Here is a 22,574-nt window from a genome sequence, read left to right as displayed (position 1 = left end):
GCCGAGGCCTACGCGGTATTCCGCCCCAGCTTATGCAACTCGGCGGGCCCAACTCGCGCAGTCTTTGGCCTGCCTCGGCGTCTGCGACCGCCTACGTCCTGATGCTGTCAAAGCGCCCACCGGGGCTGCTTGTTAGGTGGCAGGGAGAGGCGCAGAACCGTCGTCCTGCTTTGCCCTTGGCTTATCCGCTAGCGACGTAGAAACCTCGCACGGACCTCCGCCCTGTTAGTTTGAGGCTGGACCACTCGCTTCCCACCCCGGCTTGGATCTGGCTTCGGTGGTCGAGGCCGCGAACCGTAGCCCGTGGCTCCCACACCCCGCCTTCACCTCACGGGCCTTAGCCTTGTCCGTCCGCCGTCCTGATGGCTTCGAGGCGCCCGCTTGGGTCAAAGCAACCCCGCTTGGACGGGACCGCTATCCGCGCAGGCGCCTCGATCTCCATGCCCTACCGGGCTGAACTCCCTGCTGCCGCCATTACAGCGGCGGGACGCATGGCAGCCTCCCGACGTTGCCGCTCTTCCTGATCGCGTCGACGGGCGACCTGAGCGTCAGCCCAACTCGTGTCTCGCAGATCCGGTCGATTGGTTGGTATCGCTCCGGGTGCGTGCCAGGCTGTCTGCCTCTCCGCCACACGTTCCGCGACCATATCGAAGTCTGTACCCCAATCCGGCAGGAGTGGTCCAGTCCGCGAGAAGTCAGGCTCGCGCAACGGTTTAGACAGTTTTCGCAACCCGCTGGCAACGCTTTGGAATGCAAGATTTACCCGTCGATCTGCGGTCGTTCGATTTCGGCCCGTTTTCTTGCAGAACGAGCGGAAGGAGCCGACCATCCGGGGCACTGCGAGGCTTGCAGCCCACCGGCAGATGACGACACGTTGCTCCTGATCCGGCACGAAGTCGAGCAGCCAATCTTGCATCACCTCCTCAGCGCGCGAGATCGCGGCGGCCGATGGTCGGTAGCGCTCGAGGTAGTCCCCATCCACGATGTCGGCCACACCGGGCCATGCTCCGCTTTTGTCCGACGGGCGGGTGCCGCGGACCTGGAGATAGGCCATGGTCTCGGCCGCCTCGACGAAGCGGTGGCGGGCGATGATCTCGATGTCGGCGAGCTCGGCCGCTTCGATGGTGAGGTCGGTCATGCGCCTTCTCCAAACAGGTCTTTGTCGATCGCGGTGTCCAGGCGCTGCTCCAGCGCGTCGTAGAGGAAGGCCCGCATGGTGTGCCGGATCGGCCAGGGACGGCGGCGCACGGCGCGCTCGCGCATCTTGTTGAGGTCGATGGTGTCCATGGCAGCGAAGACGTCCGAGGGGCGGTCCTGCCAGTCCGGCCGCTGCGCAAGAACGTCGGACAGTGCCCCCGCCGTCTCGGACCATAGCGCGGTCTTGTTCCCCTCGCTCTCGATGATGAAGCGCACGACCAAGCCGAGGTGGTCCCAGCCATGGTGCTTGGCGATCTCGCGCAGCTTGCCGCGGGCGTGGCTCTGCGCCCCCTTGCGTCGGCGCCAGACGGGAAGCAGGCGAACGCCGAGGCCATCCAGGAACGTGTCGAGATGACCCTTGGCGTTGGTCATGCGGCATCGACCTCGCGGATCTCCGCCTCGCGGGCCACAATCATGCGCAGGATAAGCCCAGCGAATCCCTCCGGGTTGCCCTCCTCCGTCATTGTAAGCGAGCGTAGGAGCACCTTCGGCGTGGCGCCGTATTGGAGCGCAATCGAGAGAAGCACGGACTGGTCCCGGACCATCGTGTCGATCGCGGTGCCGACCTTGCGGGTGGAGGCGAAGACCTCCGTGATCCGCCAGTCGTCGGTCCAGCCGAACGAGACCTGGACGTCCATGCCCTGGAAGCGCACGTCTACGTTCTCGGCCGGGCGGCGGTTGGGTAGATGCTGACGGCTCACGCGCGCCTCCGCTTCGTCTCAACTGTCAGAAAGCCCTTGCCGAGGCCGCGGAACACCTTCCGGTCCTCGATCTGCTGCGCGACCTTCCGCGCCTGCCAGCCGGCAACGTCGAGCACGTCAGCGGCGGGCTGCGCCTCTTCCGCGATCGTGCTGCGCATCTCGGGCTCGCAGACCTTGCGGACCTGCATCTGCGCGGCCGCGATGGCGTCGGTGGCGCTGGTGAACTGGACCACCTTCCCGCCCTCGCAGAACATGCGGGTGCGCTTGTTGCCGGGATAGGCGAACACGGCAGCGTAGCCCCGCCCGAATGCGATGAACCAGGCGTAGCTCTTGCCGGTCTCGTACTGCATCAGAACAGCTCCGGCGCGGCACGGCGCTCCGAGGCATAGCGGGTGAACCGCCCTTCCCACTTCAGCAGTTCGGTGACGTCATCCTGGCCATACCGGACCTTCAGCGCACCAAGTTCGGCGAGCCCCTCGGGATCGCGCGTGCCGAACCGGAAGCGAGCCCTGATCTTGTCTTCCTCCGAGGCGGACCCGGCAACCTTCAGCTTCTCCTTCATCCAGCGCTCGGCGCGGTAGAGGTAGAGGATCGCGTCGTAGTCCTCGCGCGCCTGCTCCCCGCCGAAGAGGTCCGCGGCGATCGGCCGGGGCACGTCACGGCGGGCGCCGCCACCGTTGCGCTGGTTCAGGAACAGGACGGCAGCGCCGAGCTCTCCGGCCATGGCCTTGCCTGCTCCGTTGATGGCGCCGGCGATGCGGCCCTCGTGGGCGCGCGGATCGTCGGGCGTCACCTTGCGATTGTGGTCGAGGATGATGAGCGGCGTGCCCCACTCGGATCCGTCCGGCCGGCGGCGCTTGCGCCAGTTCTTCACGAAGCGTTCGGCGATCTTAGCTATCTGCCCGATCTTCTCGTCCCGGAGCGGCTCGACGTACCAGGGGAGCTGCCGAATGATCTCGACCTCGTCCGCCAGCCAATCGCGCTCGTTCATGTTGAGCGTCGGACGGCTGGACTGTGGATCGAACTGCGAGATCGCGCGCATCGAGATCGACCGCGCCTGACTCGCCATCTGCATGACTACCTGCTCGCCCTGCTGGTCGTAGGAGAGTAGGAGCGTCGGGTGGCCGGCATCCATTGCCGCGCGCATGATCTGCAGCACAAGGCTCGTCTTGCCCTCTCCCGAAGCTCCAAGGAGGCCGTAGAGGTTGCCGGGCTCCCATCCACCGGACTGCACCACCGCCTCGAACTCGGGCAGCGGGAACGGCACGTAGGTCGCGCTCGACATCTTGGCCTCGAAGACGCGGGAGAGGAATCGGTCGACGTAGACGCCTGCGTTGGCCCGGCTGTCGCCGCGGGGCATCATCGCCTTCAACGCCATCATGTGGTCGATCACCTCGTCGGCGATCTCGGACACCCGGTTGTCGGCGCCGCGGTTCAGGAAGGCGTTGCAGGCGTCGTCCAGGCAAGCGGATCCGAACCGGCAGGCGCGCATGTCGCGCAGGAGCCGCGCGTTGCCGGCCGCCGACATCGGCATGGCCGCTTCGACCTGAAGCCGGAACAGGTACTCCTTCGGGGACATACCGCCGATGCTGTCGGGCGGAATGAACGACTGGAGCGACTTCGCGGAGGCGACGCGGCCGCTGTCGATCATCGCCTTCGCCTGGGCGTAGATCGTCTGGTGGACCTTCTCGTGGAAGTCGTCCGGCTCCAAGAAGCTCATGGCGCCTAGGGTCTCGTTGTTCATCAGAAGCGTGCCGAGGACGGCCTGCTCGAGGTCGACGTTGATGGCGTTCTCGATCGACGGGCCGGCGGGTTCATCGTACCCGGCGAAATCCTGCATGGGGGAGTGCTGATTCATTCGGCCGCCTCCGCCGCACCCATCATCAGGATGGTGATGTGTCCCCGTTCAGCCGCCTTCACCCGGCGAATCAGGCCGCGTTCGGCGAGATCCGTCGGCGCGACGCTGACCGCGTTGGCCGACTTGCCGGTGTCGCGGTAGATCGTCTCGGTGTCGAGCGAGGCGCATCTGCCCTGCCGCACCTTCTGGAACATGGCGAGGATCTCGTCGGCGAGCGCGCGGACCTTCTTCGCGTTCGGGCGCGCGGGCCGGGAGGATTCGGGCACAGCCCGAGCGACGGGGACGGGCCTCGAGATGATGGCCTTGATCGCCGAAGTCGCCGCGATTGGACGGACGTTGGGCTCGCGCCGGGGCGGCTCGACCGGATGCTCAACGCGATAGTCGAGCGCCGGGGTGAACGGCGCGACCGGGGCGACCTCCACCAGCGGCGGCTCGCCTTCCTGTCCGGCGCGCAGGCCAAGCCCGTCGAGCACCGAATCCGCTGTGGCTGGCGCCGGATCATTGCCGAGGATCTCCGCCGCTTCCGGCAGGCGCTCAACGGCTTCGATTGCGCCGCGGATACGGATCACCACGCCGTGGGCCTTGCGGTAGTCGCTTCGGGCTTCGTCCTCGGCACTCTTCAACAGCGCGCGCGACGCCGCGAGGTTTGCGAGTTCAGCGGCGCGCGCGGCTTCGTTCTGCTCGGCGCGCGCAAGGAGTTCGTGCAGGGCGCTCATGCGGCCTTCTCCATGTTGTGCTGCATCCATTTGAAGGTCTGGTCGAAGGTCGCGGCGAACGCGATTCCGCACGCCTCGGCCATGTCGTGGTTCGTGACGGTGATCCGCAGCTCGGCGCACTTCTCTCGCGCGGCGGTCTTCCAGTCGTTCTCGGTGCGGGTGGTGCCGCCCTTCTCCTGGATGACCTTCACGGGCGGTTTGAAGCCCTCGGGGTAGAAGTGAGAACGCCAAGTCCCCGAGGGGATCGTGATTAGTTTGATTCCTTTGAGGCCGCAGATCATGGCGATTCCGCCCACGATCTGGTTGGACGAGAAGCTCCCTGCCGCGTTGCCCTTTTTCGGGATCGCTCTCATGGGCTCTTCGATCGCTACGAGGTGTGGACGTTTCTGACGCATCAGCGCCACCAGAAGGCGCCCGAGCTCCCAGCACTTCTCTTCAATTTCGAGTTCCCTGCCGTCCTCTGCCTTCTTCGGCGCCTTCAGCAGCATCGGCTCCATGGCCGATAAGCTGCGATCGGTGTCGTAGATGCAGACGCCGCAGTTCTGGCCGGGGTCGATGCCGTAGACGATCATGCAGCCCGCCCCACAAGCACAGCGACCGCCGCCTCGTCCGGTTTGTCGAACAGGTGCCAAGCGCAGTTGTCCTTGCCGGTGAAGGGTGAGCCCCAGATCCACTTCACGCGCCCGACGCTGACGACCTTGCGAAGGCGCGGCAGATACGGCGCCGCCTGCCGGGTATGAATCCAGTCCGCGTCGAACAGGAGCCAAGTCGGCCGCTCGTCGCTGAACGTGACGATCATCCGATGGAGCGTGGCGCGATCCCACGGCGGGTTCGTAATGATGAAATCGGCGCTGTCGGCCGCACTGTGCAGGCCGTCGTAGGCGTCGCGTGCGGCGATGTCCGGCGCCTGCGGAGCGATGTCTGAAGCCCACAGGCAGGACATGCCCGCAGCCTCGAGATGCCGGACCAGCGCGCCGTCGCCTGCGCAGGGCTCAGCAAACATGGTGCCGTGCGCGAGGTGCGGGAGCAGCGGGACAACCGCTTCCGGCGGGGTTGGGTAGTAATCGCGCTCCACCCGTTCGAAGGACGACCGCTTCCCCATCATTCCTCGCCCTCGTCTAGATCGGCGCCGTCATCGCGGCCCGGCCCTTCGATCAGCTCGGCCTTCGCAGCGTTCTTCTTTTCCATCGCGGACTTGAGATTGGCGCGATGGTCAGCCTGTGCCGCCTCCCATGCAGCGGCCCAAGCGCGACCAGATGCCGAGTTCTCGTCGTGCGGATTGGACCCGAAGCCTGAGACGCCAGCGGCATGCCCCTCGCGGCGCGCAGCATCTTCTGCCGGCTCGCGCGTGAAGTCGCCGAACATGTCGGGCTGGAACAGGACCGGAAGCGCGAACCATGACGCGATCTCAGCCTCGCGCTTGATGCGGTCGGGGATGACTCTCGGGTCTTCGACCTTCGCGCATCGCATCATGAAGTCGATGTCCGACAGGATGATCTTGTCGGCCTTGGCAAGCTTGCGAATACGCTGCAGCTCTTCGCGCTCCTCGTCGACCCGCGCCTGCTGGGCACTGATCTGATGGAAGTAGTCCATCTTCAGGGCCTTCATCTCCGCAGACGACATATCGTTTCCATTGTGGCCTATCCCGGCCGGTTCCTGCTTCGCGGCTGCACTGCGGGCCATGGGTCAGGCTCCTTTGCCGAAGGTCTGAATGGTGGGGTGAGTTGCGGCGTAGGCCTCGGCGGCCGGCAGATGCTTCCGGCGCGCGAGCCTGTAATCTTCTGCGAGCTCGGGCAGGATCGGCCCCCCGCGCTTGCGATCAAGAGCCTTGGCCACAGCGCGTATCCGCTTGGGGTTGGCTGCGTGACGCTGACCCATCTCCTGAAGGCGGGCGCGATGCGCAGGGTCTTCCGCACGAGCCTTGGACGCCTTCGCCACGCGCCGCATCACGTCTTTCGGGCGCTTCTTGCCTTTGAGGCGGCGGCTTCGGAGGAAGGCTGCTCGCTCGGGGCTTCCGAGCCCCAGGCGCTGAACACGAGCTGCAACTGCATTCCGGCTCACGCCGAGCGCCGCGCCGATCTCGTCATAGGTCTGCTCGAGATTGATCCTGCGACGGATCTGATGGTCGTCTTCATCGGTCCAGCGATGTCGCGGCATCAGTGTGCCGCCCCTGGCACTTCGGCCGGCTCGGCCGAGCCACCTTCGATGCTCTCCTGCGCCTCGCGATCGGTGCGGGCTTCGCTCGCCGCTTTCAGCACACGAACGGCGGGCATGATGATGTGCTCGAACGGTGCGACGGACTGGAGGTCGTTGGTTGGGTTGAGGAGAACGCTCACGACCGCGCCTCCCCGGTCATCCGCACCGGCACGACGCTACCGCCCTGCCCGCCTTCGGCCTCAACCCGAGCTCGGAGGCTGCGAAGCTGGTCCATGTGCCGGTCGATCTCGTCGACGATGCACTTCGCCTCGGCGGCGTTGATTTGGCCGTCCGCCAGCGCCTCGCCGATCATCCCGTGCAAGACGCCATCCTGTCTTGCGATCGCGCCGAGCTTCGCGCACCACGGCACGTCGGTGTAGATCGCAGGCTCCGTTGGCACGAGCTCATAGCCCTGCGCCTTCGCCAGCAGCGTCGTGATAACCGGCTGCCCGGCTTCGAGGTCGAGATCCAGCGCCACGTCGATCGGACAGTGGTTCTCTTGGTGCTCTTCCTGGCTTGAGGCGTAGCGCGAGAGAGCGGGCGCTTTGACGCGCGTGGCGTACTGCACGCTGTCACCACCGCCGGCGAGAGTGAGAGCCCGACGCACCGCAGCCTTGAGAGCCTGCCGCGTAGGGCCTGTGGTCTTGCGAAGATCGTTCATGGGATCACGACCCGGTGAAAGATTGAGGGGGACCGCTTTCCGTGACCGAGAGAGACGCCTGCGACATCTTTGCGGTCATGAACTCCGCCCCTGACACCGACGAACCGATGACGATGGACGAAGCCTGCGATGCGGTGCTGCGAAGACTTGGACGGTTGGCGGGGAAGACCGAGGGAGGAATCGCCTTCCCCGCCGGCGCTCGCGGGGCAGTGGGGGAACCCGCGAGCGGAGGGGGATCAGCCCGTCAGGGCGAGAACGGATGTGCCGATGAGGCCGAGGCCGACCACGGCGCCCACGGCATCCGATGGATGGTGATGGGCGAACCAGCGGCCGAGGAAAACGCCGACGGCGAGGATGCCTGCGAAGGCGAGCGTGGCGAAGATCATGCCGGCACCCCGATCTTGGCGGTCGCCAGCGCGCGGGTGTCGACCACCTGCCAGGGCGGGACGTCGGCGATGAGGGACCGGACGTGATCTCGGAAGGCGATCTTCTTCACGACGGGATCGTTGCCGACCGCGCCATTGCAGCCTTCGCAGGCGAGAGCGAGGTTGTCGGGATGGTTGTTGCCGGTTTTCGCCAGAGCATGGAAATGCTCGATGGTCGGCCGCAGCTCGCCGCGGTCGAGGAACTGGCCGCAGAACACGCAGCCCGGACCGTCGCGCTCCAAAAGGATGGCGCGGGTCTTGGCGGTCCACTCAGCCTTGAGCCTATTCACGCGCTCGGCCGGCGCGAAGTTCGTGTCGGCCAAGAACTTGGCCAGGTCGGCCCGGCTGCGCTCGGTGTAGGACAGCTCGCCCTTCTTGTTACGGTAGACGACGCCGGTCTCGTTGGAGCTCGTCCGGTAGCGCAGGACTTCCCATTCGTTCGTGCCGGGCTGGACCGTGCCGCCTTGGGCGACGATCCATTCGGCGAAGGTGTCGCGGTCGAAAGCCGAGGAGGTCATGCGGCCTCACAAGGACGCGCTGCCTCCGCCGCATCAATCCAGTCGATGACACGCTGGTAGGTGTTGATGTTGAACCCCTCGCCCACCTCGACGCGCTTCAGGAACTTGCTGTCGTTCACAGCCGCCAGGCTGATCGCGGACAAGCTCGTCTTCGCGTTCTCGGCATACGTCCTTGCTCGCGTGAGCAGGTTGGTTCGGATCTCGTCGCTGGTCATGGCACCCTCGGCCTATCAGGCTGTATTGGGATATTTCCCAACATGCTGACGGAAGTCAAGGGATACGTCCCGTTGGACGGGATTTTTCCGTTATGCGACGACGGAGAAATGAGCGACCCGATTACAGACCGCATCTTCGCACGGCTGGAGGAGTTGGGCATGAGCCCGACCGAAGCCTCTCGCGAGGCAGGCCTCAACCACGGATATCTTCGCGACCTCAAGCGGAAGGGCGCCAAGCCGAGTTATGAGAAGATCGGGAAGCTGGCGGCCGTGCTGGGGTTATCCACAGAGGCGCTCACAACTGGGGATAGCGGAACGAAAACAGAACGAGCTCGCGGACCGATTGTTGAACTGACGCCGATCGTCGGCATCATTGAAGCTGGCAACTTCCGAGACGTCAGCATTCAGAGCCAGGACGATGACCACCCGCGCATCCCCGTCCCTCAGAACGATCTGTTCCCGAACTTGAGCCAGTACGTGCTCGAGGTCCGTGGGGACTCCATGAACAAGCTGGTGCTGGAAGGCACCTACGTCGTCTGCGTGCCGTTCATGCAGACCCGCCTATCGCCTCGGCCCGGAATGGTGGTGCACGTCGAGCGCTCGATGGCTGACGGACAGCTCATCGAGACCACGCTGAAAGAGATCGAGGCGGGCGAAGACGGGCTTTTGCTCGTCCCGCGCAGCTCGAACGCGGCGCACAAGCCGATTCCCATGGATGGCGGCGAGGCGACGACCATCGAGGTCAAAGGTCTGGTCGTCTCGCTATGGAAACCCCTGCCCAAGCGCTGGTAGTGCCCATGTAGTGCACCCTCTCATGAGCCGATAACCTGTAGGGAGAAGACCCTCTTGTGTTATTCGCTTGTGTTATTCATCGGAAGCCCGCTTCCGGTATCTAACGGAACTAGGCTTCCGTTATTCGGCCCACCAGTATCGCAGCAAATAGGTGTTCCCTCGATTGCGGACGTGCTTCACCTCAAGCCATCGCTGGGCTTCCAGTGTGGCGATATGCGTCTGCACCATCCGACCCGATAACCCGACCGCGCGTCCAAGCTCCGCATGGCTCGGGTACGCGCTTTCCTTGTCGGCATGCATGTAGAGCGCCAGGCGGCAGCCCACGCACTTCGCGCCGGCGGGGACGGCAGATGCGTCCGCCTCTAGGAGGCTTCGCATCCACATGTCGCGACGTCGCGCGAAGGACTGCTCTACAAAAGGCTTTGTGGATTTCGGCTCGGGCATGCCGAACGGTATGAGGGAAATTTCCCAACATTGCAACGCATATTGGGATTTGTCCCTTTACAACGGGAAATATCCCAACTAGCTTAGCTCTCATCCCCAGCGCACTGCTGACCCGATGGAGCGCCCGATGCCCGCCACCACCTCCAACCGCCACGCCGAACTTGTCGAGCAGGCCAAGGCCCATTTCGCGGCCGACATGCTGCTCAAGGGCACTTACGGCGACGATGACGATGGCGCCTTCCGCGGCTGCTCTGTCGGGTGCCACCTGCACCACATCTTCGCCGACAAGAATGCTGGGGAGATCAGCGGCCTCGACGATAAGCATACGATCGTCGCGGATTACTACGGCTACCCCGTCTGGCTGGCGCATCTCCAGGACAGGATGTTCGAGGGCCTACCCCAGCCGGACAACATGCTCTGGCATGTCCAGTTGGCTGAGGCCATCGCCTCGCGGAAGGGCGACATCGACTGGCAGCGGACACTCCACCGCGTCCACCTCGGCATCCTGCGCCTTTCCTACGCCACAGCGGGATCGGCTGCCGATGCGGTCAAGGCGGTGATGGATCTGCACGAGCGAGCCGCAGCCGGTGAAGACCTCTCTGACGAAATGTGGTCGGCGGCGTGGTCGGCGGCGGAGTCGGCGGCGGAGTCGTCGGCGGCGAGGTCGGCGGCGGAGTCGGCGGCGTGGTCGGCGGCGGAGTCGGCGGCGTGGTCGGCGGTGGAGTCGGCGGCGAGGTCGGCGGCGGAGTCGGCGGCGGAGTCGGCGGCGTGGTCGGCGGTGGAGTCGGCGGCGGAGTCGTCGGCGGCGTGGTCGGCGGCGAGGTCGGCGGCGGAGTCGGCGGCGTACCTCGACTTGCGGGACGCCATCCTCTCGGCGGTTGCCGATCCTTCCGAGAGCTGACGCTGGCCCTTCCCGCTCCCACCCGAGCGGGTTCGGTCAACGCCAGCCGGAGTTTCCGCGATGCGCATTCCCCACCCCATTACCGATCTCCCTCTCGACGCCGTTCGGCTTGCGCGGTTCATGGTCGCGCTGACGCTTCTGACGGCGCTCGGCCTGTTCACCGGATACCATCTACTGGCGGGGCTCGACGCTCATCTGAAAGCACAGTCGGACCTCGGCCAGGAGGCGTTCCGCTCGGTCCGCACTGCTTCGATGGAGCAGGGGCGATGAGCGGCTCGAAGCACACGCCGGGGCCTTGGCAGCTTGAAGGCAACTGGTCTGCAAACGGACGAAAACTTGGGGGCTGGGTCTCGACCATGCACCCATCGCCGATCTTCGAGCTTTCGCCGCTCGTTGGCTTCTCTGACGAGATCGTCGCGAACGCCCGCCTGATCGCGGCTGCTCCTGAGTTGCTCGCCATGCTGCGCGAGGCTCGGCTCTTCGTTCAAGCACAGGATCACGTGTTCGAGCGCATCGACGCCATCATCGCTAAGGCGGAGGGCCGGTCATGATCGCCCTCCTCGCCCAGACCAATCGCGCCGATCGCGCCTGCTTCGCCACCTGGACCCTCGGCCTCTTGCTCGGCCTCGCCGCGCTCGGAAAGGCGGTGCTGTGATGCGCGAGCACACGAACCCCCTCGCCACCTTCGGCGATCTTCAGAACATTGTCCGCGAGGCGGCAACGGTCGCCGGCAAGATGGACTGGCGCGCGGATCATGCGGCCATCGCCTCCCGCGCCGACGTCATCCGGCCCTATGCTCGCGACCTCATCACGCAGTTCGCGGACACGCTGGCGCGGCTCGGCAACACTGGTGTCGACGTCGAGAACATCGCCGCCTTCCAGCGCATCAAGGACTGTCTCCAGGACGCGTTCGACGATGAGTTCGAGCCCGGCTGGGAGGAGCAGGCCGCGAAGGCGGAGGAAGCCAAGCGCGAGCCGGCGGCATGGCGCGACCTCGAGGACGAGGCGCTGTGGGCGAAGCCTGCGGCGGCGGTGGCGGCGTGAGCGCGTCCGATAAGAAGCGCATCGTGGCGCTGCAGAAGATGGTGGTCGTCGCTCGGAAGGCGCTGGACCACCTTCGTCATGAGCGGATCGCCGAGGACGCTCTGGACGAGATGATGCGTCTCGATCTCGCCAGCAGGCCTACACCGTTGGTGGTGCCTATGGGCCGGGAGCGTGCAAGGCAATGACCGGCCGCATTCTTGAAGCCCGCCGCCCGCTCGTGGCCTCGTTCGATCCTGACGCCGACATGCGCCCTGCCCGGCCCCGCCAGTCCGACAGGCGCTGGCCGCCGGCGCAGCCCGCCGACGCGCTGGAAGCCGCCTGCCGTGCTGGCTTTGACCACTTCATCCGAGACCCCGATCCTGCTCGCCGGGACCGGCGCTACGCCGCCTTGGCGCAGAAGGCCAAGGATGATCGCAAAACCGAATTCATCGTGATGCTGACGGCCTACAAGGCCGCCGGCGGTCGCTGACCCTCTCACTCATCAGGAGACTGCCATGTGCTCCGAAACGAGCCAGACCGACAGCGAAGCCATCTGGCGCTGCGAGGGCTGCGGCAAGCCGATCCACGAGAACGATCCGCACCACGCCGGGGTTGACGTCGAGCTCTGCCCCGAGTGCGCGCCGGACTGGAGCGACATGCTCGCCACCCCGCACCTCTTCATGAACGCTGACGACACCGAGATGACGCGCGAGCAGGTCCAGGCCCTCGTCGATCGCCACCTCGCCGCTGGCGGCTCCCTCACCGACAAGCTCGTCTCCTAGCGAAAGGCTCCTGCCATGCCCGCCACAGGCTCCCGCCGCGCGCATCTCGCGCCCTGGTTCGCCGTCATCGCCGCCTATGTCGCCACCATCGCGCAGGGAGGCCGGTCGTGATCGAGAGCACCCGTTTCGTCGCCTACCACGCGCCGACGGCCCGGGCCGGTCGCCAGTGGCTCGCGCAGATCTTCAACACGCCGGCGCCGACCGCCAGCAAGCCGAACCCCGGCGAGGTGCCGTTCAACATGATCTTCTGGGGCACGTCGCGCGACGACTGCCTACAGAAGGCCGAGTCGTGGTGGTCCGCGGAGACCGGCAAGGCTGCTGCCCGCGAGGCCAACATCATCACGCGTACCGAGCGGGCCAAGGCCACGCGCGCCGCCAAGCTGGAGGCGGCGGCATGAGCACCGAGCGCACCTGGGACGGCAAGACCATCACCGAGCCGGGCGTCTACAGGGCCATTCCCCTGTCGACGTATCACGGGCAGACGGACCTGTTCGACGCACCGTCGATTTCGAAGAGCGCCATGAAGTGGCTCCTCCCGACCCATGGCGGCAGCCCGAAAGCCTTCTGGGGCCGGTGGGCTGCAAATCCTGATCGCGTCGAGCCCAAGCCCTCCGACGCCCTAGACTTTGGCAAGGCGGCGCACGCCAAGCTGCTGGGGGACGAGGACTTCAACGCCGCGTTCGCCATTCGCCCGAAGGAGTTCAAGGATTACAAGGGCAAGGCTGCGCAGGAATGGCGCGAGGCTGTCGTGAAGTCTGGACGGACTCCGATCACGCCGGAGCAGGACGAGCGCATCAGCCTCATTCGCGCTGACGCAGCGCAGAACAAGATGGTGCAGGCTGGCATCCTGAACGGCCGTATCGAGCGCACGCTGGCCTGGAAGGACCCTGAGACCGGTCTATGGCTCCGAGCCCGGCCGGACGCGATCCCGCCGTTCGACGGCATGTTCGCCGACCTGAAGACGACGAGCAGCTTCGCCGAGGACTTCCTGGGCAAGCAGCTCTTCGACGCGGGATACTACCTGCAGGCGGCGATGACGCGGATGGTCTGCCGCGGGCTCCGCATCCCCTTCGACACCTTCGTGCTTGTCTACGTCCTGAACGACGACGTGCCGGACACCACCGTCGTCGAGGTCGACGAGTACGACATCGACCGCGGCGAGCGGGCGGTGCGTTGGTGCCTCCGCACGATTCGCCATTGCCTCGACGAAGGCGAGTGGCCTGGGGCCCGCCCCTTCGGCGACGGCGCCCGCCGCATCGGCATGAAGCCGTGGGCAAGGGCCCAGACCGACGAATTCATTTCCATCGCCGAGCACATGTCGGAGGCCGCATGAGCACCACCGTTACCACCCCGCCGCACGCCGGTCAGCCCGACCGCCAGCGCCGCGAGATCACTCCGACCGACGATGCCGTTCCGATGCTGGACACAGCCAAGTTCGAGCACATGCAGCGGATTGCCAACGTCATGGCTTCCACGTCCATGATCCCCGACGCGCTCCGCAAGGTGAAGGTCGGCCAGGATATGGTCGAGTTGCCGCCGTCGCAGGTGGTTGCGAACTGTTTCCTCGTCGTGAACCAGTCCGTCCGTTGGGGCATGGACCCTTTCGCGGTGGCGCAATGCGTGTCCATCGTCCACGGCAAGCTCTGCTACGAGGGCAAGCTGGTCTCGGCGGTGCTGGATGCCAAGCTGGGGCTGAAGCTTTTTCACCACCTGACCGGCGCCCCTGGTGACGCGCGGCGCATCTACCTCAGCGATCGGCCGTTCGATCAGGCGGTCCTCGACCAACTCGTGCCCGGCGTCCGGTTCCTCGACCGCCGCATGTTCGACGGCTCAGTGGCCGAGTGGAAGACGACCGGCACGAACTCGCCCTGGTCCCCGAAGAACTTCGACCGAATGCTCGTCTACCGCGGCACGCGCGACTGGTGCCGCATCTACGAACCCGCGATCATGCTCGGCGTCTACACGCCGGACGAGATGCTCGACCTCTCGGAGAACGTCCGAGCCGAGCGCGCGCGGGACGTCGGGCGCCCCTCCCTGCACGATCGCATCACCGGACGGCAACCTATCGAGGTCAGTCGAGCCGAGGGGTTCGGCTACGAGCAGGCGCAAGCGATTGAGGGAAGCTCGCCAGCAGCGATCGAGGGTCCGAAGGACGAAGCACCCGTCGATGACGATGACGCGTGTCCTGAGCCTCGGGCGGAGACGCGAGAGCAGTTGGAAGGGATTGACCCCGACGCGTCGGCGGCCGAGCACGAGGCTGCGCTGGAGCTCGAGGCCGGAGAGCGCGAGACGAGCCGCACCGAATCCTCGGCAAACCACGATCCAGTCCTGCGGAGCCTGCTGACCGAGTGCGCAGCGAAGATGCTCGAGATCGCGGCCGGCACCCAGCCGCCTAAGGACCGCGGCGAGGCGCTGGCGGCAGCCAAGGATGCTTGGAAGGGCGAGCTGCCTTCCAATCTCGGCGACTTGAAGAAGATCGTAGACCGGGCCTACTCGGTCATCACCGGCAAGCTGAACGTGCCGGCGGCCGTGAAGCTGATCGCAACCGAGGTCGGCGTGGACGAGGCGGACATCCGCCCGGCGGCGCGCTGATGGCCCGCACTCTCCGAGAATGGCGCGGCCGCACCGACGACAGCATGCCGGGCACCAACGTGAAGCTGCGTATCGCAGCCCGGCATGGGTAAGCCTGCCCCTCCTGCAAACGCGACCTGGCCACGGTGAAATCCACCGCCTGCGACCACATCACGCCGTTGGCCGATGGTGGCGAGAACGTCGAGAGCAATCTCCAGATCCTCTGCGGCGACTGCCACAAGCTGAAGACCGCGGCCGAAGCCAGCCAGCGCGCTGCGGTTCGCAGCTTGAAGGTCAAGCACCTGAAGCTCGGCGGCAAGCCGAAGTCCCGATCCACCTTCCGCAAGCCCGCCTCCGGCACCCGTTACGAGCAGGGCCCGTTCGGCTTGCGCCCCGTTCGCGGAGACGCCCGATGACGACTTCCCCCACGAACCCGGCCGGCGATCTCGTCATGGTGCCGCGCGACCCGAGCAAGGCCATGGTGGCCTCTGCTTTGAACGTTGACTGGACAAACGAAGATGAGATCGCCGTTGTCGTCAACGTTTGGCACGAGATGGTTGCCGCCTCCCCCGCCCATGCGACAGGGGCGGCAATGCGGGAGATCGAGGCGGCAGCAGCGCGGCTATGGCGCGCAGATGTGACGCCAGTTACGCCACGTCGCGTTGCAGACGCTCGAACTGCGGAGGCGTTCGAGAAAGCTCCTAATGCTGTGCGAAACCGCTGGCTTCGCCTAGCTCGCGCCGCCCTCTCCTCACCCGCACCAGAGGGAGAGGACGCCCAGGGGGTGGAGCCGGTGGCGTGGCAACCGATCGCAACTGCGCCGAAAGACGGCACCACGATCGACCTTTGGCATGAGGACTTCGGCCGCCAAGCCGACTGCTACTGGGGCAAGTCACAACACGAGTGCGGTGAGACCGGTCGGTATTGCGACAGCGATTGGCATAGCGAGCCAGACACCTGGATCGACGCTACGTTCAATAGCCCGTTGTTCCTGGATGGCGAGTTCACTCATTGGCGTCCGCTTCCTCTCGCCCCTCCATCCGTGAAGCAAGAGGAGGCGAGCCGTGGCTGACGATAAGCCGATCTGTGAAATCTGCGGCACCGAGATCGTTGTGGGCGACTTGTGCGCGAACGAAACCGAGATGGGCATGGTCCACGCCGAGTGCTTGGCGGGCGCGCCCGTCGTCAACGATGAAGGCGAAGAGACCGACGCTCCGCTCTTCACCTACCGCTGGGATGGCAAGCCATGAGCGCGGACCACACCGACATTCTCACCCGCTTCATCGGCGCAGTTGACGACGCCTGGGGAGACGAAGTGCCGGATATGGCCCTTCTTCGGAAACTGGCAGATGCGGGCCGCACCGCCCTCAAAGCCTACGAGGCCAAGATAGCAGCCCTGACCGCCGAGAACGCCACCTTGCGGGAGGCGTTGGCACCGTTCTGTGCATTCGCCAATTACCTAGCCCGCGCCCCCGACGATCTGGTGATGACGCGCGGTTCATGGATCGCGGCCCAACAGGTCACGGCTGGCGACTTCCGTCGCGCCCGCGCCGCCCTTCGCCAGGAAGGCAAGCCATGATCCCCGAGGACGTGAGGAAGCTCGCGAGTGACGCGGCTACCGAGTGCATGCCGTTCGAGACGCGGGCTTGGTACGGCGTGAAGCATCAGATTGAACAAGCCATCATGGCCGATCGCGCCTCCCGCCTTCCCCGCCAAGAGGACGAGATCCGAAAGGCGGCGCTGGAGGAGATCATGTCCGGTCAACCTGCGCCTGATTGGATATGGGCGACTGGCGATGGCAGGAACGGCTCGTGGGTAAGCGAGGAACCGCACGCTGAATGGCAGAGTGGCGCAGTGGAGTACGTCCGAGCCCTCTCCCAGAAGGGAGACGAAGCCGATGGGTAGCCCGTTGATCCTCACTCGCCAGGAAGCCGCCGACCTTCTCGGCATCAGCACGTCCACCTTCGACAAATGGGTACGGAAAGGTGTGGCGCCCGCCTCGATCTCGGGGACGAGACGATGGAGTAGGGCGGCGCTAGAGCGGGCGATGGGTGGCGACAATGCTGCGCCGAAAGCCATCAACATGAACGACCCGGAAGCCGTTTACGAAGCCTGGAAAGAAGAGAATGCACGCCAGGCTCAAAGGCATCAATAGGGTTACGGCTAAGCTCGCTGGCGGCAAGGTCGCGGTCTACTACTACCACCGCGCAACCGGCGCGCGACTTCAGGGAGAGCCAGGGACTGCAGAGTTCTTGGCCTCCATCACGACGGCGCAGGCCAAGGTCGAAAAGCGCACCGCAGGTACATTGTCGGGCATTATCCGCGACTTTGAGAACACCAGGAAGTGGCGAAAGCTCGCCGAAAGCACGAAGAGCGAGTACCGCCGCATCCTGAAGTTTTGGGAGGGGAAGTTCGGCACCACACCGCTCGTCGGCTTGGAGGCGAAAGCTTTCCGGCGTGACGTGATGCAGTGGCACGATGAGTTCTCGGAGGAGAAGCCGCGCGAGGCCGACAACCGCGTCACGATCCTGGCCCGCGTTCTATCATGGGCGGCGACGGACGGAGACCTAAAGGCGAACGTTCTGGACGGCTTCGATCGCGCCTATTCGTCCGACCGTTCCGAGATGATCTGGCTGCCCGAGCACGTCGAAGCGTTCATGGCGAAGGCCACGCCCGAGATGAAGTTGGGGCTCGTGCTGGCGCTCCACACCGGTCAGAGGCAGGGTGATCTTCTGGCTCTGAAGTGGGACGCCTACGACGGCACGCATATCCGTCTGCGCCAAGGGAAGACGCGGCGGTTTGTGACGGTGAAGGCGACGGCCGCTCTCAAGGCCACGCTCGACGATCTACCGCGCAGATCAACACTGATCCTGACGACCAAGACGGGCCGGCAGTTCAAAAAACGCTATTTCGCAGAGAAGTGGGAAGAGACGTGCAAGGCGGCCGAAATCGCGGATCTGCATTTCCACGACATTCGCGGAACGACCGTCACCATGCTTTTCCAGGCCGGGTGCAATCTCGGTGAGATTGTTGCTGTGACAGGACACTCTCTGCGTCGCGCACAGGAGATTTTGGACCGCTACCTCGCCCGAACGAGCACCATGGCTGACAACGCCATCGCAAAATTTGAAGCGGTTTTGGACGCGGACTTTGCAAAACGAGATGCAAAACTCGACGGGAAGGAGTAAGCTAAGTGTTGGTGATCCCAATAGGATTTGAACCTATGACCCCCAGATTAGGAATCTGGTGCTCTATCCTGCTGAGCTATGGGACCCGCCGGGCGGCACCTTAGACGATCGGCCGCGACAGGACCAGAGCCGGACGGTCAGCGACGCTCGGGGTCCGCCTGCAGGAGCAGCATCGCGCGGCCCTCGGCGAGATCGATCGCGATCTCGCCGCCCGTCGCCTCGTTGCTCTGGGTGAGGATCGAGGTGAACGGGATGTCGGCGCGATACAGGGGGAAGCGCGCGCCGGTGATGGTCAACGCCTCGAGGTCGGAGAACTTCAGGACCGAAAACTGCATGCCGGCCTCCGCTGCGAAGCTCTGCGGGCCGCGAGCGAGCGGGAAGCCCCATTCGCGACCGTCGAACAGGGTGACGGGACGGCCCGCCTCGCTTTCGCGCAAGGCCACCACGAGATGCGAGAAGACGTGGTCGGTGCGGCCGCCGAAGGCTCCCACAAGGAGAACCGAGCTCGCGCCCCGCGCGAACGCCTCCTGGATCGCGATCTCGCCGTCGGTCCGGTCCTTGTCGCGTGGATATTCGAGGCGCGGCGGCGCGCCTTCGGCGACCGCCGGCGAATGGGAATCGAAGTCGCCGACCCAGAGCTCGGGAACCAGCCCCAACGGCGCGGCATGCGCGAGCCCCGCGTCGGCGGCGATGGTGCGGCTTCCTCGCACCTCCTCGAGGAGGCGGGGCGTGACCAGGATCGGGCCGGCAAGGAGGATCGTGAAGCGGCTCATGGACGAGCGCATAGCCCATCCTCGCGCACCTGGGGAGAGCGCGCGCCGCCGCTGCCGCCCCCCTTGCCCTCGGGGCGCGGCCGGGGCAACGTGCCGGGGCTCACACGGGGTGCCCAGACGGGCTGAGAGGCCGCGCGCCAACCCGCAGAACCTGATCCGGCTCGTACCGGCGGAGGGATGGGGAGCTCGCGCCGGCACGCCGGCGCGGGCGCTCCGAACTCCGGCAAGAGGAGTTCGTTCCATGCGCCCTGCCCTCGTGCTGCTTGCCGCCGCCGTCGCGCTCGCCTCCCCCCTGGCGGCCGCGGCGCAAGACGCCGATCGGCCGGTGCTCACCGTCTACACCTACGAGAGCTTCACGCCGGACTGGGGTCCCGGTCCGCGCATCGAGGCGGCATTCGAGGCGGTGTGCGGCTGCGACCTCCGCTTCGTCGGGCTGGACGACGGGGTCGCGATCCTCACGCGGCTGAAGCTGGAAGGGGACGGCACGCAGGCCGACGTGGCGCTCGGGCTGACCGCCGAGCTCGTTCCCGAACTCAAGGCGACCGGCCTGTTCGCGCCGTCCGGCGTCGACCTTTCCGCGCTGACGGTTCCGGGGGGCTTCTCGGACGACATGTTCGTGCCCTTCGACTACTCCTATCTCGCCTTCGTCTACGACGCTGAGAGCGTCGCGAACCCGCCCACCAGCCTGGCCGAGCTCGTGAGCGGCGATCCCGATCAGAAGATCGCGATCCAGGACGCGCGCACCTCGACGCCGGGGCTCGGGCTGCTCCTCTGGATGAAGGCCGTGTTCGGCGACGAAGCGGAAGAGCGGTGGGCCGAACTCTCGCGTCGCATCCTGACCGTGACGCCGGGCTGGAGCGAGGCCTACGGCCTGTTCACCAAGGGCGAGGTGCCGATCGTCCTGTCCTACACGACCTCGCCGGCCTATCACGAGATGGAGGAGGGTACCGACCGCTACCGGGCGGCGGCCTTCTCGGAGGGGCACTACCTCCAGGTGGAACTCGCCGGGATGCTGCGCACCTCGCGCCATCCCGAACTCGCGCGCCGCTTCCTCGCCTTCATGCTGACGCCCGAGTTCCAACGGGTCATCCCGACGGGCAACTGGTCCCTGCCCGCCGCGCCCACCGGCGAGCCGCTGCCCGAAGCCTTCGGCCATCTCGTCCAGCCGTCCCGGCCGCTGGAGATCCCGGCCGCGGAGGTCGAGGCGCATCGCGCCGAATGGACCGCGGAATGGCTGCGCGGCCTCGGCCGCTGAGCGCGATGGCGGCCATCGAGACCGTGAGCGGCGCGGATGCGGCGCTGCGGCGCCGGATGGGCGTCGCGGCGGCCGGGCTGGTGCTCGGGTTCTGCCTTCTTCCCCTCGCGCTCCTGCCGGTTCTGACGGGCATTCCGATGGCCTCGCCCGTCGCACTCCTCGCCGACCCGTACCTGCGCGGGGTGGTGGGCTTCACGTTGTGGCAGGCCTTCCTTTCGACGCTGCTGGCCGTCGCCCTCGGCGTGCCCCTGGCACTGGCGCTCGACCGCCTGCGGTTCCCCGGGCGGGGGCTTCTCTTGCGCCTGTTCTTCCTGCCGCAGGCGCTTCCCGTGCTGGTCGGCGCGCTCGGCATCGTCACCGTGTTCGGCCGCAACGGGGTGGTGGCGGAGGCGCTGGTGCTCGCCGGGCTGCCGCATCCCTCGATCTACGGTCTGCCGGGCATTCTCGTCGCCCACGTCTTCTTCAACATGCCGCTGGTCGCGCGACTGGTGCTGGGCGGCCTGTCTGGCGTGCCGGCGGAAAGCTGGAAGCTCGCCGGGCAGATGTCGCTGTCGCGCTGGGCGACATTCCGCATCGTCGAGCTGCCCGTGCTGCGACGCACGCTGGGTCCGGCCGCCGGCCTGGTGTTCATGCTATGCGCCACGAGCTTCACGCTGGTCCTGGTGCTCGGCGGCGGCCCCGGAGCGACCACGCTGGAGGTCGCGATCTACCAGTCGCTGCGCTACGACTTCGATCCGGCCCGGGCCGTCGCGCTGTCGGTCCTCCAGGTCGGGCTGGTCGCCCTCATTCTCCTGCCCTCGCTCGGCTGGGGCAGCGCCGACGACGCCGGCTTCGGGCTGGCGCGCGCCTCGCGCCGCTTCGACCGCCCCTCGCGCGCCGGTCGGCTGTTCGACATCGGACTTACGGCGTGCGCGGTGGCGTTCCTCCTGGCGCCGCTCCTGGCCATCCTCTGGTCGGGGCTTCGGGCCGATCTCGGACGCATTGTCCTCGACCCGGCGTTCCAGGACGCAGCCGTGCGCAGCCTCTCCATCGCGCTCCTCGCCTCGGCACTGGGGCTGTTCCTGTCCACCGGCCTGGCGCTCGCGGCCTCGGCGACCCGGGGCGGAGGCCGGCTCTTCCTGGCCCTGTCCGGGAGCCTCGTCCTGGTCGTGCCGCCGATCGTCGTCGGCGCCGGCTGGTTCCTGACGCTGCGCGCGTTCGGCGACGTCGCCCGCTTCGCTCCGGCGATCGTGGTCGCGGGCAACGCCATCCTGGTGGTGCCCTACGCGACGCGAATCCTCTCGCCCGAGCTCGCCGCCGTCTCGCGGCGGCACGGCCGGCTCGCGCGGGGGCTCGGCCTGTCGGGCTTCGCTCGCCTGCGTCATGTGGAATGGCCGGCCCTGCGCCGGCCGCTGGCGTTGGCCGGGGCCTTCGGCATGGCGGTGTCGCTCGGCGATCTCGGCGTGGTGGCGCTGTTCGGCAATTCCGACCTCGTGACGCTCCCCTATCTCCTGCTGCAGCGCATGGGCTCTTACCGCTCGACCGATGCGGAGGGCATCGCGCTCCTTCTCGCTCTCCTGTGCCTCGGCCTGATCCTCCTGGCGGAGCGCGGTCTCGGCGGACGGAGGACGCCCATATGAACGCCGTGGAGCTCGAATCCGTCGTCTTCCACCACGACGCGGCGAGGATGCGGTTCGACCTTGCCGTCGCAGCCGGCGAATGGCTGGCGGTGATCGGCCCGTCGGGGGCGGGCAAATCGACGCTGCTCGATCTCCTCGCCGGGTTCCTGCGCCCCGATAGCGGCACGGTGCGCCTCGAGGGGCGCGACGTCACCAGGGCCTCGCCGGCGGAGCGTCCCGTGAGCATGGTGTTCCAGGACGACAACCTGTTTCCCCATCTCACGGCCGAACGCAACGTGGCGCTGGGGACCAGCCCGACATGGCGCCTGCCCGCGGAGGCGCGAGCGCAGGCCAGGGCGGCACTGGCGCGCGTCGGGCTCGGCGGGATGGCGGAACGGCTGCCGGGCGAGTTGTCCGGCGGCGAGCGGCAGCGCGTCGCGCTCGCCCGCGCCTTCCTGCGCGAGCGGCCGATCCTGCTCCTGGACGAGCCCTTCGCGGCCCTCGGCCCGGCCCTGCGCGCGGAGATGCTGGATCTCGTGGCGCAACTGCGCGCCGGCACCGCGAGCCCGCCGACCATCGTCATGGTCACCCACCATCCGGGCGATGCGGCGGGGCATGCCGACCGCGTCGCCTTTCTGGAGGAGGGGCGCGTCGCGATCGTCGGACCGCCGCGCGAGGTCCTGTCGGGCGCCGACCCGCGCGTCGCGGCCTATCTCGGGAAGGACAAAGGATGAGAACCCTAATTTGGTCCTTTTCCTGG

Annotated in this window: 36 protein-coding genes, 1 tRNA gene, 1 pseudogene and 1 riboswitch; of the genes and pseudogenes, 21 read left to right on the top strand and 17 right to left on the bottom strand. The window is 66.6% G+C overall.

Annotated elements, in window-relative coordinates:
* Positions 1 to 445: 445 nt before the first annotated feature.
* From D3218_RS19510 to D3218_RS12940, 15 genes are all read right to left on the bottom strand, one after another.
* Complete coding sequence (locus tag D3218_RS19510; protein WP_136625093.1) at positions 446 to 1,138, bottom strand: hypothetical protein; 693 nt, start codon at positions 1,136 to 1,138, stop codon at positions 446 to 448.
* Complete coding sequence (locus D3218_RS13000) at positions 1,135 to 1,569, bottom strand: hypothetical protein (protein ID WP_119540509.1); 435 nt, start codon at positions 1,567 to 1,569, stop codon at positions 1,135 to 1,137. The genes D3218_RS19510 and D3218_RS13000 overlap by 4 nt, the downstream gene beginning before the upstream one ends.
* Positions 1,566 to 1,898, bottom strand: a complete 333-nt coding sequence (locus D3218_RS12995; RefSeq protein WP_136625092.1) for a TSCPD domain-containing protein — start codon at positions 1,896 to 1,898, stop codon at positions 1,566 to 1,568. Before D3218_RS12995 ends, D3218_RS13000 begins: the two co-directional genes overlap by 4 nt.
* Entirely contained in the window at positions 1,895 to 2,248 is a 354-nt protein-coding gene (locus tag D3218_RS12990) for a hypothetical protein (protein ID WP_119540507.1), read from the bottom strand. Before D3218_RS12990 ends, D3218_RS12995 begins: the two co-directional genes overlap by 4 nt.
* Positions 2,248 to 3,756 carry a DnaB-like helicase C-terminal domain-containing protein gene (locus tag D3218_RS12985; protein ID WP_119540506.1) on the bottom strand — a complete coding sequence of 503 codons (1,509 nt, stop codon included), beginning with the start codon at positions 3,754 to 3,756 and terminating at the stop codon, positions 2,248 to 2,250. The genes D3218_RS12990 and D3218_RS12985 overlap by 1 nt, the downstream gene beginning before the upstream one ends.
* Entirely contained in the window at positions 3,753 to 4,472 is a 720-nt protein-coding gene (locus D3218_RS12980; protein WP_119540505.1) for a hypothetical protein, read from the bottom strand. The genes D3218_RS12985 and D3218_RS12980 overlap by 4 nt, the downstream gene beginning before the upstream one ends.
* Complete coding sequence (locus D3218_RS12975; protein WP_119540504.1) at positions 4,469 to 5,044, bottom strand: RuvC family protein; 576 nt, start codon at positions 5,042 to 5,044, stop codon at positions 4,469 to 4,471. The genes D3218_RS12980 and D3218_RS12975 overlap by 4 nt, the downstream gene beginning before the upstream one ends.
* Positions 5,041 to 5,577 (bottom strand): hypothetical protein, encoded by a 537-nt coding sequence (locus D3218_RS12970; protein WP_245415037.1) that lies wholly within the window; start codon positions 5,575 to 5,577, stop codon positions 5,041 to 5,043. The genes D3218_RS12975 and D3218_RS12970 overlap by 4 nt, the downstream gene beginning before the upstream one ends.
* Positions 5,574 to 6,155, bottom strand: coding sequence for a hypothetical protein (locus tag D3218_RS12965; protein ID WP_136625091.1), 582 nt, complete (start codon positions 6,153 to 6,155; stop codon positions 5,574 to 5,576). The genes D3218_RS12970 and D3218_RS12965 overlap by 4 nt, the downstream gene beginning before the upstream one ends.
* Positions 6,156 to 6,158: 3 nt before the next feature.
* A complete protein-coding gene (locus D3218_RS12960) occupies positions 6,159 to 6,629 on the bottom strand; it encodes a GcrA family cell cycle regulator (RefSeq protein ID WP_119540502.1) in 471 nt (156 codons plus the stop codon).
* On the bottom strand, positions 6,629 to 6,808 hold the full coding sequence (locus tag D3218_RS12955; RefSeq protein WP_119540501.1) for a hypothetical protein: 180 nt from the start codon (positions 6,806 to 6,808) through the stop codon (positions 6,629 to 6,631). The genes D3218_RS12960 and D3218_RS12955 overlap by 1 nt, the downstream gene beginning before the upstream one ends.
* A complete protein-coding gene (locus D3218_RS12950; protein ID WP_136625090.1) occupies positions 6,805 to 7,329 on the bottom strand; it encodes a hypothetical protein in 525 nt (174 codons plus the stop codon). The genes D3218_RS12955 and D3218_RS12950 overlap by 4 nt, the downstream gene beginning before the upstream one ends.
* Before the next feature lie 236 nt (positions 7,330 to 7,565).
* A complete protein-coding gene (locus tag D3218_RS19770) occupies positions 7,566 to 7,715 on the bottom strand; it encodes a hypothetical protein (protein WP_168990513.1) in 150 nt (49 codons plus the stop codon).
* On the bottom strand, positions 7,712 to 8,272 hold the full coding sequence (locus tag D3218_RS12945; protein WP_119540499.1) for an HNH endonuclease: 561 nt from the start codon (positions 8,270 to 8,272) through the stop codon (positions 7,712 to 7,714). Before D3218_RS12945 ends, D3218_RS19770 begins: the two co-directional genes overlap by 4 nt.
* Complete coding sequence (locus tag D3218_RS12940; RefSeq protein ID WP_119540498.1) at positions 8,269 to 8,487, bottom strand: hypothetical protein; 219 nt, start codon at positions 8,485 to 8,487, stop codon at positions 8,269 to 8,271. The genes D3218_RS12945 and D3218_RS12940 overlap by 4 nt, the downstream gene beginning before the upstream one ends.
* Before the next feature lie 42 nt (positions 8,488 to 8,529).
* On the opposite strand from D3218_RS12940, the gene D3218_RS12935 reads away from it, so the two are divergent.
* From D3218_RS12935 to D3218_RS12855, 18 genes and pseudogenes are all read left to right on the top strand, one after another.
* Entirely contained in the window at positions 8,530 to 9,279 is a 750-nt protein-coding gene (locus tag D3218_RS12935) for a LexA family protein (RefSeq protein ID WP_119540497.1), read from the top strand.
* A gap of 571 nt (positions 9,280 to 9,850) precedes the next feature.
* A complete protein-coding gene (locus D3218_RS19765; RefSeq protein ID WP_168990512.1) occupies positions 9,851 to 10,624 on the top strand; it encodes a hypothetical protein in 774 nt (257 codons plus the stop codon).
* Between the two features lie 60 nt (positions 10,625 to 10,684).
* Positions 10,685 to 10,894: a hypothetical protein gene (locus D3218_RS19760; protein WP_119540495.1), complete on the top strand. Its 210-nt coding sequence runs from the start codon at positions 10,685 to 10,687 to the stop codon at positions 10,892 to 10,894.
* Positions 10,891 to 11,175 (top strand): hypothetical protein, encoded by a 285-nt coding sequence (locus D3218_RS19755; protein ID WP_168990511.1) that lies wholly within the window; start codon positions 10,891 to 10,893, stop codon positions 11,173 to 11,175. Before D3218_RS19760 ends, D3218_RS19755 begins: the two co-directional genes overlap by 4 nt.
* Positions 11,176 to 11,278: 103 nt before the next feature.
* Entirely contained in the window at positions 11,279 to 11,668 is a 390-nt protein-coding gene (locus D3218_RS12910; protein WP_119540493.1) for a hypothetical protein, read from the top strand.
* A complete protein-coding gene (locus D3218_RS12905) occupies positions 11,665 to 11,853 on the top strand; it encodes a hypothetical protein (RefSeq protein WP_168990510.1) in 189 nt (62 codons plus the stop codon). Before D3218_RS12910 ends, D3218_RS12905 begins: the two co-directional genes overlap by 4 nt.
* Positions 11,850 to 12,137 (top strand): hypothetical protein, encoded by a 288-nt coding sequence (locus D3218_RS12900; protein WP_119540491.1) that lies wholly within the window; start codon positions 11,850 to 11,852, stop codon positions 12,135 to 12,137. The genes D3218_RS12905 and D3218_RS12900 overlap by 4 nt, the downstream gene beginning before the upstream one ends.
* Positions 12,138 to 12,162: 25 nt before the next feature.
* Complete coding sequence (locus D3218_RS12895; RefSeq protein WP_119540490.1) at positions 12,163 to 12,429, top strand: hypothetical protein; 267 nt, start codon at positions 12,163 to 12,165, stop codon at positions 12,427 to 12,429.
* 107 nt (positions 12,430 to 12,536) lie between these two features.
* Positions 12,537 to 12,827 carry a hypothetical protein gene (locus D3218_RS19750; RefSeq protein ID WP_168990509.1) on the top strand — a complete coding sequence of 97 codons (291 nt, stop codon included), beginning with the start codon at positions 12,537 to 12,539 and terminating at the stop codon, positions 12,825 to 12,827.
* The gene (locus D3218_RS12890; RefSeq protein WP_168990508.1) at positions 12,824 to 13,762 is read left to right on the top strand and encodes a PD-(D/E)XK nuclease-like domain-containing protein; all 939 of its coding nucleotides are present in this window, start codon (positions 12,824 to 12,826) and stop codon (positions 13,760 to 13,762) included. Before D3218_RS19750 ends, D3218_RS12890 begins: the two co-directional genes overlap by 4 nt.
* Entirely contained in the window at positions 13,759 to 15,021 is a 1,263-nt protein-coding gene (locus tag D3218_RS12885) for a recombinase family protein (RefSeq protein ID WP_119540488.1), read from the top strand. The genes D3218_RS12890 and D3218_RS12885 overlap by 4 nt, the downstream gene beginning before the upstream one ends.
* A 107-nt stretch (positions 15,022 to 15,128) precedes the next feature.
* A pseudogene (locus tag D3218_RS12880) lies at positions 15,129 to 15,416 on the top strand (HNH endonuclease signature motif containing protein); the annotation flags it as partial.
* Positions 15,413 to 16,072, top strand: a complete 660-nt coding sequence (locus D3218_RS19500; RefSeq protein WP_136625089.1) for a hypothetical protein — start codon at positions 15,413 to 15,415, stop codon at positions 16,070 to 16,072. The pseudogene D3218_RS12880 and the gene D3218_RS19500, both read left to right, overlap by 4 nt.
* Complete coding sequence (locus tag D3218_RS12875; RefSeq protein ID WP_119540486.1) at positions 16,065 to 16,250, top strand: hypothetical protein; 186 nt, start codon at positions 16,065 to 16,067, stop codon at positions 16,248 to 16,250. The genes D3218_RS19500 and D3218_RS12875 overlap by 8 nt, the downstream gene beginning before the upstream one ends.
* The gene (locus D3218_RS12870; RefSeq protein WP_119540485.1) at positions 16,247 to 16,579 is read left to right on the top strand and encodes a hypothetical protein; all 333 of its coding nucleotides are present in this window, start codon (positions 16,247 to 16,249) and stop codon (positions 16,577 to 16,579) included. The genes D3218_RS12875 and D3218_RS12870 overlap by 4 nt, the downstream gene beginning before the upstream one ends.
* Entirely contained in the window at positions 16,576 to 16,905 is a 330-nt protein-coding gene (locus D3218_RS12865) for a hypothetical protein (protein WP_119540484.1), read from the top strand. Before D3218_RS12870 ends, D3218_RS12865 begins: the two co-directional genes overlap by 4 nt.
* On the top strand, positions 16,898 to 17,155 hold the full coding sequence (locus D3218_RS12860) for a helix-turn-helix transcriptional regulator (protein ID WP_119540483.1): 258 nt from the start codon (positions 16,898 to 16,900) through the stop codon (positions 17,153 to 17,155). The genes D3218_RS12865 and D3218_RS12860 overlap by 8 nt, the downstream gene beginning before the upstream one ends.
* Positions 17,127 to 18,188 carry a tyrosine-type recombinase/integrase gene (locus D3218_RS12855; RefSeq protein ID WP_119540482.1) on the top strand — a complete coding sequence of 354 codons (1,062 nt, stop codon included), beginning with the start codon at positions 17,127 to 17,129 and terminating at the stop codon, positions 18,186 to 18,188. The genes D3218_RS12860 and D3218_RS12855 overlap by 29 nt, the downstream gene beginning before the upstream one ends.
* A 9-nt stretch (positions 18,189 to 18,197) precedes the next feature.
* On the opposite strand, the gene D3218_RS12850 is transcribed toward D3218_RS12855, so the two are convergent.
* Positions 18,198 to 18,274, bottom strand: a tRNA-Arg gene (locus tag D3218_RS12850).
* 51 nt (positions 18,275 to 18,325) lie between these two features.
* Positions 18,326 to 18,961, bottom strand: a complete 636-nt coding sequence (locus tag D3218_RS12845) for a thiamine diphosphokinase (RefSeq protein ID WP_119540624.1) — start codon at positions 18,959 to 18,961, stop codon at positions 18,326 to 18,328.
* Between the two features lie 95 nt (positions 18,962 to 19,056).
* A riboswitch (TPP riboswitch) is annotated at positions 19,057 to 19,156 on the top strand.
* Between the two features lie 46 nt (positions 19,157 to 19,202).
* Here D3218_RS12845 and thiB point away from each other — a divergent pair.
* From thiB to thiQ, 3 genes are read left to right on the top strand one after another with little or no spacing between them, the layout of a single operon-like run.
* Entirely contained in the window at positions 19,203 to 20,216 is a 1,014-nt protein-coding gene (thiB, locus tag D3218_RS12840; protein ID WP_119540481.1) for a thiamine ABC transporter substrate binding subunit, read from the top strand.
* Complete coding sequence (locus D3218_RS12835) at positions 20,192 to 21,835, top strand: thiamine/thiamine pyrophosphate ABC transporter permease ThiP (protein WP_245415036.1); 1,644 nt, start codon at positions 20,192 to 20,194, stop codon at positions 21,833 to 21,835. Before thiB ends, D3218_RS12835 begins: the two co-directional genes overlap by 25 nt.
* Positions 21,832 to 22,548 (top strand): thiamine ABC transporter ATP-binding protein, encoded by a 717-nt coding sequence (thiQ, locus tag D3218_RS12830; protein ID WP_119540480.1) that lies wholly within the window; start codon positions 21,832 to 21,834, stop codon positions 22,546 to 22,548. Before D3218_RS12835 ends, thiQ begins: the two co-directional genes overlap by 4 nt.
* The last annotated feature ends 26 nt before the right edge of the window (positions 22,549 to 22,574 follow it).

It is taken from the genome of Aureimonas flava (assembly GCF_003583935.1).
GTDB lineage: Bacteria > Pseudomonadota > Alphaproteobacteria > Rhizobiales > Rhizobiaceae > Aureimonas > Aureimonas flava.
The sequence above is the reverse complement of the archived record's forward strand: the minus strand, read 5'-3'. Positions and strand labels throughout refer to the sequence as shown.